Genomic DNA, 17,175 nt, shown 5'->3' with positions numbered 1-17,175 from the left:
TGCCCGGGGTGTCGTTAACGGGCGGCGAACCCGTCGATCTCGCACGACACCCCACCGAGCCACCGCAAGGTCAGGAGAGCGCCGGCATGAACCACCACTACGACTCAGTTCGAACGGCGATCCTGCTGGTCGACCCCTACAACGACTTCCTGTCGGAAGGCGGCAAGGTCTGGCCTGCCGTGAGGAAGGTAGCCATCGAGGTCGGCCTGCTGGACAACCTGCGAAGCGTCACCGCCACCGCGCGCGCCGCGGGCGTCAGGGTGTTCTTCGTACCCCATCGCCGCTGGCGCGAAGACGACTACGTCACCTGGGCCCACCCCAATCCCACCCAGCGCGCCATCCAGCAGCGTCACACCTTTGCCCTGGGCACCCGGGGCGGCGAGTTCCACCCCGATCTCCAGCCCACCGACGACGACATCGTCGTCCACGAACACTGGGCCCAGAGCGGCTTCGCCAACACCGACCTGGACCTTCAGCTCAGACAGCACGGCATCACCCATGTCGTACTCATCGGCCTGCTCGCCAACACCTGCATCGAGTCCACGGCCCGATACGCGATGGAGCTCGGCTACCACGTCACCCTCGTACGCGACGCCACAGCCGCTTTCAGCACCGAGATGATGCACGCAGCACACGAGCTCAACGGCCCCACCTTCGCGCACGCCATCGTCACCACGGCCGACCTCACCCGGCGCCTGGCGCCGGAGCGAAACAACCCGTGAGGAGGATCGGACAGGTCGGCGGCGAGAGCGTCGGGCGTCTCAAGCCCGACCGGCCCGTCGCACGGGTCACGGTCTAGCGACTTTCGTTCGGACCCTCGGCGAGCGGGGCGCCCGACGGGGATTGCGCCGGGTCCGTCGCGGGGTGTGACACGTACAGCGTGGTGTGGAAGTAACCGTCGCTCTCCTTGCCGCGCGGATCCTCGCCGGCCGCGAGGACCGCGGTGACCGCGTACTGCTGCTCCTGCGGGCTGGTGAAGCGGCGCTGCGGGAAGGTGCGCCCGGAGGCCTTCTCCGTGATGAGGCCGTACGCCTTCAGACAGTCGGCAATGGGCTGGTAGGAGCCGGTACGCAGTACGAACGCAGCGACCCGCACGGGCCCCTGGACGCTCTCCAGGAGAGGCCGGAAGGTGCGTTGCGACAGAAAGCTGGCTCCGCCCGTGATGGTGATCAGACAGGTGCGCCGAACGGCCTGACGCAGGGCAGGGCCGGCCGGTGCGACCTCCAGGTTCTCGGCAAACCCGTCGTCCAGAACGCCGACGGCACGAGCGTAGGAGACGGCACGGGGTGCGGCATCGAGCCCGACGACGCGAACCGCGTCCGAGCGCCGATGAGCCGCGTAGAACGCCTTGTCCCACTCGATCAACTCGGCGGTGGTCATCGTGGTGGCATGCGGGGACGTGTAGTGGGCGTACAGGTCGTTCCAGGTGAGGTGATGGTTGAGCAGGGCGGCGTTGAAGCCGTACGAGCAGCAGATGTCCAGCACGGTGGCCGGGCCCGCCGCGTCCTTCGAGGATTCGCATGTGTCGAGCATGTGCCGGAACACGCCCTGGGCATGGTGAGGGGTCTGGTACTCCCAAGGCCCCAGCGCACGGAAGTACGCGCGAGGGTCCGGCCGGTCGTAGGTGTCGTCGAACGGGGTCATGCTCCCGCCGGCGGAGCGGGCCCCATCCGGGGGGCCGCCGACCACAAGCGGTGGCGTGTCCTTCGGCTGCGCAGGGGGCATCACATGTCCCTTCCTCCCGGTCAGAACCCGCGTTCTTGAACCAGTCAACGCCCCACTCCGCTTGGGGGGAACAGGGCGGACACGAAACCAGCCAGGTGTCGTTCGCGAGATCCGTGCCACCGACGCGGGCAGCAGTTGGTCCTGCCGCCCGCGCGCCGGTCGTCGTCTTCGACGGCCGAGCCCGGCTCCTTCCTCGCGCAAAGGTCCCGGAACACTCCGCTACCGGGCGTGGTGACGCCCCCGGACCTAATCCAGCGCCAGCAGCGTCTCCTCCTGCACGGGTGCGGCAGGCACCCTCGGCGCGCTGATCTCCAGGGTCCACAGGCCGGGGGGTACGACGGCGGTGGCGCGGAAGACGCCCTCCGCCGTGGGCAGCAGACGCCAGGCTTCGTCGGTGGGAGTTCCGTCGGGGGCGATCAGAGCCGCTTCCAGCAGCAGCCCGTCGTGCTCGGAGACCGCCTCGATGGCGAAGGGTTCACCGGCCCGAACCACCTCGGGCACCTCGATGCCGAAGGAGACTCCGGAGGACTGGTACGGGCGCACGTCGAGAGCGTCGAACCGGTCGCGCAACTGGCCGTGCAGGAGTTCGTCGTTGGCCAGGGCCGTGTGGCCGCGGGGGTACCAGTCCATGTGCGCCGTGTCGGGCCACTCGGGCGGAGCGGCCGACAGGCACCACACGGTCCCGTCCCCCTGCCAGCGGTCGTCGCCCTCGAACCGGTCGCGATAGCGGGTCTCACCGCCGGACAGGCTCAGCGAGACGTCGGTCGGCATCCCGCGGCCGCCGGCCGCGAACACCCGGTAGGCCGGCCCGGTGCCGGCGGCGCGGTCGGCGGCGGCGTTCTTGCGGACGTGCTCGTCGAGCGTGTTCCGGAAGGCGAAGGCACGGCGGACCATCTCGGTGTCCAGGCCGGGGACGTCGACGGTGTCCAGGCGGGTGCCGTCGGGGTGGTCGGTCACGCACTGGTAGGTGGGCAGGAGTTCGTGGACGGACGGCATGCTGCGGGCGGCGCGCAGGAGTCCCTCGCGCAGCCGCCCGGGCAGGTTCAGCACTTTGCGGCGCGGCAGGGTGCCGGTCAGCGCCTGGACCGCCTTGACCGCACCGGCGTACGGGGTGCCGATCGTCACCATCGAGCGGGCGATCTCCCGGCCGCCGAGGACCTCCAGGTAGTACCGGGCCACCAGGCCGCCCATGGAGTGGCAGACGAACACCGCCTTGGGCTCCTCGACGGCGCCCGCGGCCCTGCGCTCCTCGCGCCATCGGCCCAGCTCGCGCTCGGTGAACTCCGCCAGGCGTTGTGCGGAGACCCGGTTGGACAGCCGCCAGTCATAGGGGAAGACGACGATGCGCTGGTCGTGCTGGGCGGCGAAGTAGCGGGCCAGACGCTTGTATGCGACGTGCGGCATGAGTCCGGGCCAGGCGCGCGGTTCCACCAGCAGCCCGGCAGGCCGCAGGGCGTGCTCGCCGTCGGGTTCGGCGCTGCCGAGCCCGTCCGGCAGGGCGATCCGGTCGAAGTACCGTTCGGTGCCGAGCAGCACGCTGCCCGCCACGCCGAAGGTGAGCCTCCAGACGTCCTCGCCCCCGTTCCCTCCCGTGTGCCCGTCCGGGGCCCGCAGGATGCTGCCGAGGATTCCCGGTACGAAGATCACCAGGTCGTGCGCCATAGACGTGCGTTCCTTCCAGTGAGACGGGCCGACGCCGACCGAGGATCAGTCGGGGTCGGTGAGGCGGAGGAGATCCATGCGGTCGAGGCCGACGGCGGCGACGTGGAGCCCGGAGCGCGCGGGCGCGGCAAAGACTCCGTGTACCGCGTAGCCGCGGTCCGTGATGCGGCGTCCGGGCTTGCCGGGGCTGTCGGTGGACCAGGTATGGATCTCGCGGGTGCGGGAGGCGGCCACCAGGACGGTCCGGCCCGAGGCTGTCGTCTCGAAGGCGAGGGAGTGGACGTTCGAAGGTGCGTCGGGCAGCGCGGGGTGGGCGCTCTGGATGTCCGGCGTGAACAGGAAGACCCCCGTCGAGGTGGCCACCGCGAACCAGGGCCGCTTGTCGGCGTCGTAGCTACCTGCGAGGGCGTGGGCGGCCCCACCGGCGAACCGGAAACGCCGACCGGGCAGTCCGGGCCGCAGCTCCGGCCAGATCCAGAGCGAGTCGCCCGCCGTGGCGGCCAGGTGGGGGAGGGCTCCCGGGGCCGTGACGACGACGAGGTGTTCCACCAGGCCCGTGGTGACGTAGTGGTCGGGCAGGGATTGCCGCTCCAGGACGTCCCATCGGCGGATACGCCGGTCGTCGGCGGCGAACACCGACAGAGCCGCGCTGTCCCGGTGCAGGGCGACGGAGCCGAGACTCGTATCGCGTTCGCGATCCGGAACGGACAGGGCGTACGTGCGGCCCGACCGGTTGCTCGCGTTCCGGACGGAATCCAGCTCCCGGACCCGGACGCAGGGCCCAAGGGTGTCGTCCCGGCCGCTGACGGCGAGCCAGAGGCCGGCGGCGGGCTCCGCGTGCAGGGCGACGCCGGCGACGCGGCCGAGAGCCGGCTCGTCGTGCAGATGCCCGCCGTCGAGGTCCCAGACGCGGGTTGCCGTCCCGGAGGCGAGGACGACCGCCCCGGAGCCGTCGGGCCGGGCCGCCACAGCGCCCACGTGCCGTCGGCCGGGGACCGGCAGCCCGGTCCGAGGGTGCTGTACTGCCGTCTGCGCGGGCGGATCCCAGACCCTGACACGGACGCCGTCGGCCACGGCGACCTGACCGCTGTCGTCGGAGCGGAACACGAGCGAGGTCGGTCGGGTCCGATGGCCGGTCAGCGGCGGGAGTTCACGGGCGTCGGCCAGGCTCCAGACCCGGGCGGCTCCGCCGTCCAGGGCCGCTACCAGCGTCTGCCCGCCGCCCCGGCCGAGCGCAACGGCGAGCCCCGAGCGATGCCGCAGCGCGGCGGTGAACACCTGACGTGCCGTGAAGTCCCCATCGGCCGCCGTGATCCGCCACACCCGCAGGTCGGGCGGTCCGGTGCACAGCCCGGCGACCAGAACGCCCGCCACGCGCCCCGCCGCGTCCGGCGCCACAGCAAGGGCTTCGCACCGGCCGCCGTCCGCGCCGAAGGCCAGCAGATTCCGGTGCGTCCGTACATCCCACATCACGCAGCCGCCGTCACCGCCCGCGATCACCATCAGTTCCGGGTCGGCCTCGGCGCCGAGCTCGGCGACCGCCACGGCGAGCGCCGTGTCGCGCCGAGTGGTGTGCTGTTGTGGCCAGGTCAGGAAGCCGAGGTGCCGGGGCTTGTTCTCCGCCCACTCCCAGATTCCGATCTGGGTGCCGACGGCGGCCACGACGATCTCCCGGTCCTGGTCCGCTCCCACCGCGACTCCGCCGACCCGTGCTCCCCACCCGAGTGGGCGGACCGCCTCGGCGGGGTCCGCGGGCCAGATCAGTACCCGCTCGGTGTCGGCCGCGACGGCGGCGATCGCGCTGTCCGCCCTGGCCGGAACAGCCAGGGCGTGCAAGCGGTTGACACGGTGTCCGGCAGCGACCGGGGTGAACCGGCGCAGCAGTTCGGGGCGCCCGCTCGCCAAGGGCCATTGCCATACCTGGTCGCCGGACCCGAGGACGGTGTCCCCGGGCGCCGGTGTACGGGCGAGGGCGCGGACGTCGCCGTAGGGGGTGCGCAGTTCCCTGTACGAGGTCTCGGGGTCGGCGGTGGTCCACAGGTCCTGCCACGGCAGGACCATGGAGCGTGAGGCCCAGGGCAGCAGTCGCGGGTCGTGGCGCACGGCGGCGGCACGCAGCAGCGCGGCCCGCTGGAACGGGGTCCTGCCGAGCAGTTCCTCCGCGACGCGGCGGTAGAGGGTGGTGTACGGAGTGGGCGGGAACGTGGGCTGATCGAGCAGGGGGATGAGCCGGGCGGGGTCGGCACGGATCATGAAGTCGGCGTTCTCGACGAGTTCGTCGAGCCGCCCCGCGGCCGCCGCGTGAGAGGCAGCGTTGCGGGCGATGTAGCTGTTGGTGTCGGGCCGCTCGTGGTAAAGCGTCTCATGCACCCGCAGCAGGACGTCGGTCATGGTGGAGTGCAGGTCGGCCGGAGTCGCGGTGGCGCGGACGCCGTCGATGAGGTGCTGGATCAGGGCCTTGTGGTAGAGCCGGTACACCTGCTGGCCGTCGTCGCCGTCGACATCGATGTGCGCACCGGCGACCCGCAGGATGCGGGGGATGTCGTCGCGGGTGTAGTGGTGGCCGGTTCCGCAGCGCTCGGCGAGGGCGTTGGCGGTGTCCAGCCAGATGCCGTCCTCGTCGGGCAGGCCCGCGCCCTGGGCGAGAGCGAGCGGAAGCAGCAGCCCGTCGGGCCGGCCGGGCAGGGTGTCGGAATTGTCGCCCGATTCGCCGAGGGCCGCGCCCATGTAGCGCAGTTCCATGGCGAAGACCTCGCCGAGACCGGAGACCAGGAGGGCCCGGAAGGCGGGGTGCTCGGGCGGATATGGGGCATCGAGGCGGGTGAGGGCGCTGCAGTAGAAGCGGGCGGCGAGGAACACGCCCTGGCTGCGGTCGACGACGGCCTCGGTGACGGCCCGCAGCAGGTCCAGCGGGACGGTGTCGCCGGCGTAGGGGGAGGAGGGCTCGGTCAGCCGCCGGTTCACGTAGGCGGCCACGTCCCTGTCACGGTCCGGGTCCTGGTCGAGCTGGAGCAGGCCGGCTGCGTCGTGGATGACGGGGTGTTGGCTGCTGCGGGTGTCCTCGCGGGTCCCGATGAGGATTTTGATCCTGCTGTGTTCGAGGAGCGGAGTGAGGACATCCGCGATGATCGAGTCCAGATCGGTGTCGTCCGCTTCGTCGAGGCCGTCGACGATCAGGCCGGTCCGGGGGCGTTGCGCGCATTCGGTCACCAGCGTTCCGACGGCCTGGCGGGTGTCGGTCCATCCGGTGGTGTCCAGGCCGAGCTGTGTGCCGATCTCGCGGGCGCAGCTCAGGCTGCTGCGGCCCCGGCAGCCGATGAGGGCGTCGATCGCGCCGACCAGGTCGGTCCGTAGCCGGGCGGGTAGGTGGTCGTGCCGGGGGGAGTCCTCAAGGGTCATGAGCGCCACTTGGCCGAGGAATGCCGATTTTCCGCTGCCGGGGCCACCTTTGACGACCATGACTCCGCTGTGGTGGGCGGATCCGAGCCAGCGGGCCACCCGGTCGAGCGGATCGCGGCGGCCGATGAACCGTTCGTCGTCGGCCTCGAGTCTCAGCCCACCGAGTCGCCTGTGGGGCGTCGGCGCCGCGCTGGCCGCCGACCGGGGCGGGGCGTCGGCGACGAAATGGGGGTTGGTGAAGAACTTCGCGAGGCGTTCTCCCCCGTAGAGCCGGGCTGTCTGCATCTTGCCGGTGGCGGTGAGGTGTTCGGAGACGGCTTCCACGACGGCGGGTGCGTCCACGGCGTCCGAGTACGGACTCCACAGGGGCCGGCCCCGGCGGAAGGCGTGGTCCGGATTCCCGCACACCTCGGCCCAGCCATCCAGCCAGACGCCGACCTGGGCCCGACTCGCCCGCGCGGAGGTACCGGGCAGCGCGGCGCCGGCCGCCGTGCCCACGCAGCCGATGCTGCGGGTCGACGCGGGCGCGCCACCGGGCACCGGTGGGGTGCCCAGGGTGCGTTCGGCATGCCGCACGGCGTCGTCCGCCCGCTGTGCAATGTCCTGGGCGAAGCATGTGTCGACGATTACGAGGATGTCGCCCTTCATCGCGACGACGTGCCAGCCGAGATCGTCGCCGGTCAGAGCGCCGCTGGTACCGTCGGGGTTGCCCCAGTCCCGGCAGAGCAGCAGGGTGCGGCCGCTCTGGTGGCCGTGGCCGATCCAGTAGATGAGTTTGCGGTCGGCGGTCCCGGTGCGGATCGCGGCCAGGCCCTTCTCGATGTCGGCCTTGCCGCCGGTGATGACGGGACCGCCGGGTGTGAAGCCCAGGGTGTCGGCCAGCTGCCAGAACCGGTCGACGACGCCGCCGAGTTCGGGCAGGGCGGGGGAGCCCTGGATTTGTTCGGGATGGTCATACACGTCCACGCACACGACGTACGCCGCACCGCGATCCGGTATGCGCCCCACTGACGGCTCCCCCCTGAAGATTCCTGATGTTGCCCGAGGCAGGGGCGGTGTGCAACTGTCAACTCCCCTTTGTCACCCAGGGAGTGAGGGTTCTCGTGTCCGACCGCGACCTGTTCCGTATCGGCCCGCTCAGGACGCCGTACCACGTCTACGAGGGCGATGGGACGCGGCCCATCCAGGAGGACAACGTCCGCGTCTACTTCGATCCGGACACCTTCGTGCATGTGCCGGAGGAGGTGCTGCGCTGGCGTCAGGAGATCGAGGACGAGCAGCGCACACAGGCAGTCTCCGGTGCCGCTCGGCGCTGGAACCACCCCCGTTTCGCACTGGAGACCATCGCGGTCACCCGCAGCGACGAGTACGAGGACCCGATCGTCGAGTTGCGCTTCTCTCCCACGGACTATTTCACTTTCCTCGCCTCGCAGCAGTTGGACCGCAGCCTGGAGGAGGGCGAGGGGGCCGGGCTGACTCTGCGCGAGCACTACCTCGACGGGGCCGACCCGGTCACGGTGAACGGCTTCCTGTCCAGCAGTTTCGGGGTGAACGTCATCGTGATCATGGGGAAGGACAACAAGATGTTGTTCTCCCGGCGCAGCGCGACCGTGGGCGGCAATGCCGACCGGTGGAACTCCTCCGCCAATGAGGGACTGTCCGGAAAGCATGATCTCAAAGACGGGGTCCCGGACCTGTTCGGCGCGGCCCGCCGGGCGTTGCGTGAGGAACTGGCCGTACAGGAGGAGGACATCTCCGGTATGGAGCTGCTGTCCTTCGGGTTGGACACCCGGCGGCACCAGTGGGCCGGTTGTTTCCGGGCGGTGCTGGCGGATCTGGGTGAGGACGACCTGCGGGACCGATGGAGCCATGGTGTGGAGGACAAGTGGGAGCACAGCGAGTACGCGTTCGTGCCGGCCGAGCCGGAGGCGGTGCTCGACTTCCTGCTCGACCCGGAGCGGATCGATCTGTGGTCGGCGGCCTCGCCCAGCTTCTTCTACCACGCGATGGTCCGCACGATGGTGGAGCGGACGGGAAGCCCCGGAGTGGGCCGCTCCGCGGTCGAGCGCGCGATCGCGCCGGCCGTGGCGCGGGCTGCGGCCAAGGGACCGAGCGGCGTATAGCGCCGCGTTCGTGAGCCTGTTCTGTCTTCCAGGCGTGGGCCCCGGGCAGTTGTTCGCAGTACCGCCGGCCCCCGGTGGGTCGGGGTGTGGGTGCTCCCTACGGCCGTCGGGGGCGATGACGTCGGTATCGACGTACGCGCCTTGGAACATCGTGGCGCGCACGTGCACCCACACGCGCCCGGCGGGGCGATGGGCAGGTTCATGCCTACGACACTGCCTGCCGGGCAGGGTGGGTGAATGCGTACGGCTACTCGGCTCTGCGTCCGGTCGCGTGATCCGCTCGAAGGCGGCCAAGGGCGGTACTCGCGCCCGCCAGGGCTGTCGTCGCTCGCCAGGACTCCTTCCGCGAGGCCTCGGCTTCGTTCGCGGAGGGAGACCCATCCGACTCCGCCCTCCGCCCTGCGATCTACGCCACCGGGCGCCACTCACTGATCCACCAGGGATTACGGGACAGCCCTCAGCCGCCGGATCGGGCCAGTACGCCGATGAGACGTTCGCGGACGACATTCAGCGCGGCGATCTTCTCCTCCACATCGGTGAGCTTGCGGGCGACGACTCGCGCGCTGGCGGGACAGACGGGAGTGTCGGTGATGTCTCGATCGAGGCAGGGGAGGAAGTCACGGGCGTCATTGGCGGTGAGGCCGAGTGAGAGCAGCAGCCTGATGTTGCCCACCAGAGCGATCGTCGACTCGTCATACTCCCGGTAGCCGTTCGGCGCTCGCCGGGGGTGGAGCAGGCCCTGCAGTTCGTAGTACCGCAGTGCCCGAATGGTGGTGCCGGCCTCGTTCGCCAGTTCTCCGATCAGCATCGCCCTGTCTTCACCCACCCGCGCTCAGCCCGCCGTCGACACGAACGACCGTACCGGTGAGGTAGCCGGCTTCAGGGCGCACCGCGTTCACGATCCACCAGGCGATCTCCTTCGGCTGGGCGATACGCCCGAGCGGGATCCGGGCCCGAAGCTCCTTTCCTGCGGCCGTGATCTGCTCGTCCGTGAAGCCTGCATGGCTCAACACCGGCGTCGCCGTTATCCCCGGGGCCACCGACACGACGCGAATGCCGCGCTGCGCAAGCTCGACAGCCCATGTGTGGGTCAAGAAGTCCAGAGCCACCTTCGTGGATCCGTAGAGCGAGTTGTTCGGCCAGCCATAGTGCGGCGGGTTGGACGTGACGTTGACGACGGTGCCACCGTCCTCCAGGTGCGGCAGCGCCTGCTGGGTCAGGAACACCGGGGCGAGAAGGTTCGTGGCGAGTTGTTCCTCGGCGACCTTCCGATCGATCGCGCCGAGCGGAGCCGGACGTGTGATCGCGGCGTTGTTGACCAGGGCATCAATGCGGCCGAACGCCTCCAGGGCAGCGGCAACGATGCCGGTCGGGGCGTCCGGCGCGGCGACGTCGGCTTCAAACGTCCGAATGTGCGGATGTTCCATGGCGGTCTCCGCCAGACGTTCGGCGGTCCGGCCGACGATGAGAACCTCGGCGCCTGCGGTGGCGAACTGCTGGGCTGTCGCTCGGCCGATTCCCGTGCCTCCACCGGTGATGATCACTGCCCGGCCGTGAAGGGTGTTCGTCTCTTCCATGGTCGGGACGTTAAGCCTTGACCCTGGCGTCAAGGTCAAGGTCAAGGTCAAGGCCGAGGATGGGGGGCGGAGTCAGACATCACGGTCGGCGAACGCATTCGGTCACCGCGCCGGGCAAGCCCCCAACACGTTCTGCGATCCCGCCGCAGAACCAATGCCACGGTGGTAGACGCCTGCAGCCGGATCACAGCAACTGCTGCCCGGACCAGAGCATCGGAGCAGTGTTGCGTCCGTACCGCAGACACGAGCAGCGACTCACGGATGCGGCGACAGCGAGGTATTACCGTACTTCGCCTTCGACAGCGCCCGGTGCGGCGAGTCGCGGAAGCCGACGCGAGGGTGGTCTGCGGAGGACTCCCCTCCTTCGACGGCCGCGCCTAACCTGCATGTATGACCATGGGGGACGAACTGCTCCTGCTCGCGACAGTCCCGGGCAGGCGACGTATACGGATACGGGCCGATGACCGGCTCCGGTTCGCCCTGCGGGCATCGGAGTTGGCGGATCTGGGCCTGGCCGGACGGATCACGGTCGGCCCCCGGCGGATCGAGGTGACGGACTCCCGGCGCGTTGAGGACCGTCGTCTCAACAATGTTCTGCGCAGTCTGGGCGCGGCTGCTCCACCACCGACCCTCAAGGACTGGCTGCGCCAGACACCGCGCTCCCTCACCATCGAGTACCTCTCCCGGCTCGAGGACCAGAAGGCGGTCCGGGTCCGCCGGTGGCGTGAACCCGGCGGCCGTACCCGCCACGACATTCTCTCCGTCGACCTGCCGCGCCGCCGGGCGCTGCTGGCCCGTCTCGACAGCGTGGTCCGCCACGGCTCCACCATGTCGAAGGCCACCCGCGACGTATCCCTCGCCGTGCTCGTCCAGGCTGCGGGCCTCGCCCCTGCCGCCTACCCAGGCCTGCAGGGCATCACCGATCGCCGCCGTTTGGCAGCCCTTGCCGCACCCGACCACCTCACGCCCACCACCGCCGGAACGGCCGCAGGTGCCGACGAGGAACTCGCAGCAGCACTGACCACCGGCGCCGATGCTCTCACCCGCCGACTCCTCGGCGAGCTGAGCGACCTCTACGCCGACTTCACCACCGGTGGCCACGGCCTCGCCCACGACCTGGACCCGGGTGGTTGGTCCGGGGGAGGAGCCGGCAGCGGTCATCACGGCGGCGGGCACGGGGACGGCGGCCACGGCAGCTGGTGACCGACAATCGAGAGTCGCACAATTCGTGTCGGAGCCCGGTGGTTCGTCGGGCGTTCGCATCCACGGAAGCTGCCGAAGACCTGCCCGACGGACCGGGGCCCCATGACGGTCTCTCCTGTCGAGCAGGTTGCGGGTTGTTGCGCGGAACGGCCGTCCCTTGTACCTGCGTTGACGGTGGAACGGCGCCGTTCGCCCGACCGGGGCAGCGCTGCCCCTCGATCCGGGCCGGGCTCGGCAACCGCGGTGGACCGCATCCGGTGTCCCGGGTGGGCGCATACCCGGGACACCGCGCACATGCCGACCGGGGCGCTGAACGTGACCACACCACCGGCTCTCGCAGAGCCCGCCGTGGCCGTCTGCGGCGTACGCCGAGCGATCGTTGGGCCGCGTGGTGGTCGTCCTCGGTGACCGGCCGCGTTCCACGGGTGTCCGGGGATCGAAGTGCCGGCTACGCCGTGCGCCGGCGCCGCACCGCCTGCCGGATCACCGTGGGGACGAATCCCACTCCAACGCTGATCACGACTGCTCCTGCGGCCAGCAGAGTCGAACGCCTGGGCCAGGTCGCGCCGGTCAGTTCCAGATGGGACGAGGGGTATTCGGAGAACTTCGCCGTGACCAGGGCCGTACGGACGTCGCTGTGTTCGGCGAGGTCGCGCAGGACCGGATCGAAACCGAACTCCCCCTCACGCCGTCCCCCACTGGGCAGCTCCACCGCCAGTCCGTTGCGGCGCGCCCACGTGCGCAGCGGCGTGTCCACGGCCGAGGTGTCTGCGACGCCGGGCACCACGAAGCGGTCCACCCCGAGGGAGCCACCGCGTGCTGTTTCGGCGATCAGGACCAGGCCGTGACGGGTGGTGATGCTGTCGCGTGCCCCGAGCACCACCGTTCGCGCGGTGAAGGACACCCCGGCATAGGCTTCGAAGGCCGCGGCCGCGTCGATCTCGCCGACACCGTCGACCAGCCCGATGCCCACGGTGGGCCGCAGCCAGGGGAATGCGGCGTTCAGTGCGTACGGCACGTCGCCGATGGCGAGTTGGCTGGCCGGGATCGCGGTTGGCCCGTCCAGGGTCCAGCCCGGATATGACAAGCTCTTCCCGATGCGGGCGGCCTCGTCCTTGCCCGCCAATTCCTCCACCACCCGCAAGGCGCTGACGGTGCCGGAGGTGATGCCTGCAGTGGTGGTCACCCGCCCGTCCTCGACGTACCGCTGACCGCGCTTCCAGTGCACCTGCGGGTAATGGCGCTTCAGGGAGCTGATGCTGGACCAGAACGAGGTCGCGTCGTGGCCGTCCAGCAGGCCGGAGGCGGCCAGGAGTTCCGAGCCCGCGCACACACCGAGGACGCGCGCACCATGGTGATGGCGTTCGGTGATCCACTGGCGTGTTCGGGCTTCCTTGGCATCGGCCGGGTCGGTCACCGCGGGCACGACCACCACATCGGGTTCCGGCAGTGTGCCCCGCTTCACTTCCGTCAGCGTGTGATCGGGAAGCAGGTGCGCTCCGCCGGACAACGGGGAGACACGGCGCTCGGCTGCCACGGTGTAGACGAAGAACTTGTCCGACTCGGCGAACACCTGATACGGCGCCAGCACGTCGGTTGCCACGGAGCCCTCGTTGCTGACCACCACTGCCACCGTGATGCGGTCCTTCGGCACCGGCCGGGCGGCAGGCCAAGACCGCGTGCCGGATGCGGCAGGAGCGGGCGCGAAGCTGTCCGCCATGGACGCACTCACCCCGGCGAAGACGATCCCGGAGAACGACGCCACCGACAGCACCATGCCCGTCAGGACCCAGCCGGCACGGCGGACCGCCTTACGGCCCTTACTCATCGCGGAACTTACCTCGAACAAGACATACCTCCATAATTCGGACACGTGGTGGCAGTGCTGTGCACCCGTGGCTCAAAGCAGGGGAAACGGAAGAGGGAGGGCGGGCAAGGCCGAGGAACGGCCACCGCCCGAAGAGCGGGACGGTCAGCCGGCCAACCGCAACTGTGTCCGCAACCGGGACGGCGGGGCGCCGTAGGTTTCGGTGATCAGGCGTCGCAGCTGTCGTGCGTCGCGGAAGCCACAGCGGGCCGCGACGGCCTCCACCGTCAGACCGGTGCCGACCAGCAGGGTGCGAGCCCGCTCCAGGCGCAGCTGCCGCTGGTAGGTGAGCGGGGTGATGCCGGTGGCCCTGGTGAAGGCCCGTGTCAGGGCGCGCGGAGACAGGTGGGCGATGGCTGCGAGCTCGTCCAGGGTGTGAGGGGCGTCCAGATTCTGGGCCAGGTAGTCCTGCACCCGGTGCACTGCGGGCTGCACATGGTCGCGGTGGCGCAGGAACGGGCTGATCTGTGTGGTGTCGCCGTCCCGTCTCAGATACAGCACCAGTTCACGGGCGACCGCGGCGGTCAGCTCCGGGCCGTGGTGTTGTTCGACGAGAGACAGCGAGAGGTCGATTCCGGCTGAGATGCCCGCACTGGTGCTGACCCGTCCGTCGTGGACGTACAGCGCGGCTTCGCGCACCCGGGCCGAGGGGTATCGCTCGCGCATCGCCGTGGTGAGCGACCAGTGCGTCGTGCATGCCCGGCCGTCCAGCAGTCCCGCCTCTCCGAGTACGGCGGCACCGCTGCACACCGACGCCACCCGGGCCCCGGCGTCATACGCCTCCCGTACCCAGCGAACCGCGGCCTCCGGTACCAGTCGGCCGGATCCGGTCAGTCTCGGCCCGGGAACCAATACCAGATCGCCCGGCCCGGCCTGCGTCGCTGCCAGGTGCGACAGACCGGTCAGCTGCAGGCCTTGCGCCGAGCGCACCCCGCCGGTCTCGGCGGCGTACTCCAGCCGGTAGCCGCCCCCCAACTGGGCAGCGGCATCGAAGACCTGCACCGGACCACCGAGGTCCAGCAGGTTCACCTCGGGCAGGACCAGCACGATCACGCGTCCGGTGCACCCGCTCGTCACATCATTCACCCGGACACAGTAAGCAGGAGGCGGTGGTGTCCACGAGGGCTCTCAGCGCAGTGGAGCGGACAGATCAGGCACTGCCTGGGAGATGCCCTCCGGTGAGGTCAGGCGTGTTCGTCGCCTTCCTGCTGGGCATGCCGGCACCCTTTCAGTTCCTTGCTCCATCTCTTGGGCGGGGCCGGTCGATGCGCCGGTCGGCGAGCGCGGCCAGGTGCACCGGCTTGCCGCGGGTCGCGCTCGGCCACATGGGGCTGAGGGGGCCGCGCCTGACCGACACGTCTCGCGATCCGAGGCCGACAATCGGCCACGACTGCGTCGCGCGCCTACGCTTGCCGCCATGGATCCGGTCTCGACGCATGACGTGGACGACGACTTGCTGGTCATGCACGACATGCTGCTGGACTTCATCACCGAGCGGACCGGAAAGGCAGAGCGAGGGTGCGCTGAACGGCGGTCGGGCGGACCCGCTGGTCCGTCGGGGCGCTCCGGCGGGGACTGCTGCCGGCGCTGCTGAGAGATCGCCCCCGGCGGGTTGGAGTGGCTGCGCGTCTCGTAGTTGCGGCGCGAAGTCGACTGGTCCCCGGCCGGGTTGCTGCGGGCGACCGGTCGACACGGCGCTCTGCGGGGCGATCCGCTCGGTACGCCCGGCATCAAGAACAGCTCCGGGCGGTCATGCCGACGGCCCGCGATGACGAGCAGGAGGTGGGCCCGTGACTGTGGCAACCGGCAGGGTGGCGTTGGTGACAGGGGCCAGCAGCGGAATCGGTGCGGCCACCGCGCGCCTGCTGGCCGCGCGAGGAATGCGCGTGGTGGTCAACTACCTCCGCAGCGGCGCGGCGGCCGAGGAGGTCGTGGTCGGCATCGGGGCCGCAGGCGGCCAGGCCATGGCAGCGCAGGCCGACGTGCGCGAGGCAAGGGCGGTCGAGAGCCTGACCGAGCAGGTCCAGGCGGCATGGGGTGGCATCGACGTGCTCGTGCACAACGCGCTCACCCCATATGTGATCAAGCCGTTCCAGGACATGACGTGGGAAGAACTGGGTGGCAAGCTCGACGACGAGATGCGTGCGGCGTTCACGGTCACCAAAGCCGTTCTGCCCGCCATGACCGAGCAGGGCTGGGGACGCATCGTCTATCTCGGTACCGGCCTCAGCAGCAGGCCCCGGGAGGGCATGATCGCGCTGGGCACGGCCAAGGCCGCGCTGGCGCAGTTCGCCCGCTACCTCGCCCAGGAACTGGGCCCGTGTGGCATCACGGTCAACGTCGTCGAGCCCGGCCCGGTGGAGGGCACCCGCATGGCGGATGTGGTCGACGAGGAGCTCAAGCGGCGGCAGGTGGCCGCCACCCCCCTGGGTCGCCTGGCGCACCCGGGCGACGTCGCCCAAGCGGTCGCCTTCTACACCAGCGAGGACAACGCCTTCATGACCGGCACCACGGCCGCGGTCAACGGCGGGATGTCCATGTACTGACGCCCGCCGCCGCCCTCGCACAGGGGGTCGTACCGCCCCGGTCAGGCCGGTGACCGGACCGCATGTGGTACGCCGTCACCTCTGCACCACGGGCCGCGGCAGCCGGGCCTGCGGCACACGCGGGAGCAGGGCGGTGACACGATCGAGGAAGAACGTTCATGTACACGATCGATCTCGCCTACGTCGGGCGGGGACTGCATGAGGAACTGGTCGCCTACATCGCCGACCAGCAGGGCTACTACGCCGACGAGGGTGTCCACGTGGCGCTGCGCGACGGCTGCTCCTGGGGTGATGAGCGGCTGCGTCGAGGCGCCACCATCGGGCTCGGCCGGGCACTGCTGTCACGGCTGGCCGATGGCATCCCCTGGGTCGCGCTCCATGTCAACACCCACCGCCCGCTGTTCTGGTTCCTCGCGCGCCCCGGCCCGACCTCCCTGGCCGACCTGGCAGGCCGTCGGCTGGCGGTACACGCACCCCACACCGCACCCGGGTGCTTCGCCCGGATCGTGCTCCGCCAATTCGGCCTCGACCCGGACCGCGACATCCACACGATCGTCCGCCCGCCCGGTGACTACGGCATGGACCTGCGCCGGCTGCACGAGGGCAGGATCGACGCCGCCCTGGTCGGCAGTACCATGGCGCCGGAGGCGATGGCCGCCGAGCACGGCTGGCAGGTGCTGGCCTGGGTCGGCGACCACTTCCGGATCCCCACCGTAGGCGTGGCCGTCGACCCCACCTACGTCCGCCCGGACGACCCTGCGGTCCAGGCCGTGGTACGTGCCCACCGGCGCGCCCTCCAGATGATCCACAACGAACCCGACGCCACGGTGCGGTACATCCAGACGTTCCTCGGCCGACACACCGCGGACGAAGTCCGAGCCCACTACGAGACGTTCATCGCTCCGTATTTCGTCACCGACGGCCAAGCAGATCTCGCCGTCGGCGCCACCGCGATCTCCGCGGTCGCTGCCGAACTCGCCGTCCCCGCCACTGTCACCGCAGCAGAGTTCTACCGCACCGCAGCCGGGAGCCCGGCGACGCCGGCCTCACCTGCATAGCAGTCAACGCCCCAT

General features: G+C 70.4%; 12 protein-coding genes. 5 read left to right on the top strand and 7 right to left on the bottom strand.

Annotated features, from left to right (window positions below; all coding sequences use genetic code 11):
* Positions 1-86: 86 nt before the first annotated feature.
* Entirely contained in the window at positions 87-722 is a 636-nt protein-coding gene (locus ACIOHC_RS31290; RefSeq protein WP_351082068.1) for an isochorismatase family cysteine hydrolase, read from the top strand.
* A 73-nt stretch (positions 723-795) separates the two neighbouring features.
* Here the strand turns inward: ACIOHC_RS31290 and ACIOHC_RS31285 are convergent, their stop codons facing one another.
* The 3 genes from ACIOHC_RS31285 to ACIOHC_RS31275 all read right to left on the bottom strand — a co-directional run bounded on the left by ACIOHC_RS31285 (position 796) and on the right by ACIOHC_RS31275 (position 7,752).
* Positions 796-1,644 carry a hypothetical protein gene (locus ACIOHC_RS31285; RefSeq protein ID WP_365693183.1) on the bottom strand — a complete coding sequence of 283 codons (849 nt, stop codon included), beginning with the start codon at positions 1,642-1,644 and terminating at the stop codon, positions 796-798.
* A gap of 327 nt (positions 1,645-1,971) precedes the next feature.
* The gene (locus ACIOHC_RS31280; protein ID WP_351082064.1) at positions 1,972-3,387 is read right to left on the bottom strand and encodes a lipase/acyltransferase domain-containing protein; all 1,416 of its coding nucleotides are present in this window, start codon (positions 3,385-3,387) and stop codon (positions 1,972-1,974) included.
* A 45-nt stretch (positions 3,388-3,432) separates the two neighbouring features.
* A complete protein-coding gene (locus ACIOHC_RS31275; protein ID WP_401844929.1) occupies positions 3,433-7,752 on the bottom strand; it encodes a WD40 repeat domain-containing protein in 4,320 nt (1,439 codons plus the stop codon).
* 137 nt (positions 7,753-7,889) lie between these two features.
* On the opposite strand from ACIOHC_RS31275, the gene ACIOHC_RS31270 reads away from it, so the two are divergent.
* On the top strand, positions 7,890-8,909 hold the full coding sequence (locus tag ACIOHC_RS31270) for a translation initiation factor 2 (protein ID WP_401844928.1): 1,020 nt from the start codon (positions 7,890-7,892) through the stop codon (positions 8,907-8,909).
* 457 nt (positions 8,910-9,366) lie between these two features.
* Here ACIOHC_RS31270 and ACIOHC_RS31265 read toward each other — a convergent pair whose 3' ends face one another.
* Together ACIOHC_RS31265 and ACIOHC_RS31260 are read right to left on the bottom strand one after the other, a co-directional pair.
* Positions 9,367-9,735: a MerR family transcriptional regulator gene (locus ACIOHC_RS31265; RefSeq protein ID WP_401844927.1), complete on the bottom strand. Its 369-nt coding sequence runs from the start codon at positions 9,733-9,735 to the stop codon at positions 9,367-9,369.
* The gene (locus ACIOHC_RS31260) at positions 9,728-10,453 is read right to left on the bottom strand and encodes an SDR family oxidoreductase (protein ID WP_351082057.1); all 726 of its coding nucleotides are present in this window, start codon (positions 10,451-10,453) and stop codon (positions 9,728-9,730) included. The genes ACIOHC_RS31265 and ACIOHC_RS31260 overlap by 8 nt, the downstream gene beginning before the upstream one ends.
* Positions 10,454-10,876: 423 nt before the next feature.
* On the opposite strand from ACIOHC_RS31260, the gene ACIOHC_RS31255 reads away from it, so the two are divergent.
* Entirely contained in the window at positions 10,877-11,689 is an 813-nt protein-coding gene (locus ACIOHC_RS31255; protein ID WP_365693187.1) for a GPP34 family phosphoprotein, read from the top strand.
* Positions 11,690-12,137: 448 nt separating this feature from the next.
* Here the strand turns inward: ACIOHC_RS31255 and ACIOHC_RS31250 are convergent, their stop codons facing one another.
* A complete protein-coding gene (locus ACIOHC_RS31250; protein ID WP_401844926.1) occupies positions 12,138-13,517 on the bottom strand; it encodes a DJ-1/PfpI family protein in 1,380 nt (459 codons plus the stop codon).
* A 144-nt stretch (positions 13,518-13,661) separates the two neighbouring features.
* The gene (locus ACIOHC_RS31245; protein WP_401844925.1) at positions 13,662-14,642 is read right to left on the bottom strand and encodes a GlxA family transcriptional regulator; all 981 of its coding nucleotides are present in this window, start codon (positions 14,640-14,642) and stop codon (positions 13,662-13,664) included.
* A 704-nt stretch (positions 14,643-15,346) separates the two neighbouring features.
* Between ACIOHC_RS31245 and ACIOHC_RS31240 the strand changes: the two genes are divergently transcribed.
* Together ACIOHC_RS31240 and ACIOHC_RS31235 are read left to right on the top strand one after the other, a co-directional pair.
* The gene (locus ACIOHC_RS31240) at positions 15,347-16,102 is read left to right on the top strand and encodes an SDR family oxidoreductase (protein ID WP_365693193.1); all 756 of its coding nucleotides are present in this window, start codon (positions 15,347-15,349) and stop codon (positions 16,100-16,102) included.
* Between the two features lie 158 nt (positions 16,103-16,260).
* Positions 16,261-17,160 carry an ABC transporter substrate-binding protein gene (locus tag ACIOHC_RS31235; protein ID WP_365693195.1) on the top strand — a complete coding sequence of 300 codons (900 nt, stop codon included), beginning with the start codon at positions 16,261-16,263 and terminating at the stop codon, positions 17,158-17,160.
* Positions 17,161-17,175 lie beyond the last annotated feature (15 nt).

This window comes from Streptomyces sp. NPDC088252 (assembly GCF_044740965.1).
In the GTDB taxonomy this organism is placed as follows: Bacteria; Actinomycetota; Actinomycetes; order Streptomycetales; family Streptomycetaceae; genus Streptomyces.
Note: the sequence above shows the minus strand (reverse complement) of the source record. Positions and strands in the feature narration are given on the sequence as shown.